Origin of the sequence: uncultured Cedecea sp., assembly GCF_947498825.1 — a bacterium.
GTDB lineage: Bacteria > Pseudomonadota > Gammaproteobacteria > Enterobacterales > Enterobacteriaceae > JGM124.
The window spans coordinates 1-472 of record NZ_CANMLV010000070.1 but is presented as its reverse complement, the minus strand read 5'-3'; the positions used below and the strand labels follow the sequence as shown (position 1 = coordinate 472).

The following is a 472-nucleotide window of genomic DNA, read 5'->3' as shown; positions in this document are numbered from 1 at the left end:
TTGCCAGCGGCTCAAACAGCGTGGCCATTGGTCAGGCCTCGAGCGCAACGGAGGAAGACAGCGTGGCGTTCGGTAATGGTGCCCATGCCAGCTTCGCAAACAGCCTCGCGCTGGGCGCAAATTCAGTCACCACCCAGGGGGCAGAGAGCGGCTACAGTGCTTACCGGTTAACGGCCATTCAGAACTCCGTCGGTGAGGTGGCCTTTGGGACTGCCGGCGGCAACCGGAAAATCACCGGGATCGCGGCAGGTACCAACAATAATGACGCGGTGAATGTTGAGCAGCTGATGGCGGTCGGCAGCCAGGTCGATCAGAATACCTCGGATATCTTCGACCTCACGGGTGACGTACAGAACATTATCAACAATGGGGGATCGATTAAATTCTTCAGCACAGGCTCAGCGAGTAGCGGCGTTGACTCCATTGCCAGCGGCTCAAACAGCGTGGCCATTGGTCAGGCCTCGAGCGCAAC

General features: G+C 58.5%; 1 pseudogene. It reads left to right on the top strand.

Features of this window, described 5'->3' with window-relative positions:
• Positions 1-62: 62 nt before the first annotated feature.
• Positions 63-472, top strand: a pseudogene (locus Q1A40_RS22965) (cell surface protein); the annotation flags it as partial.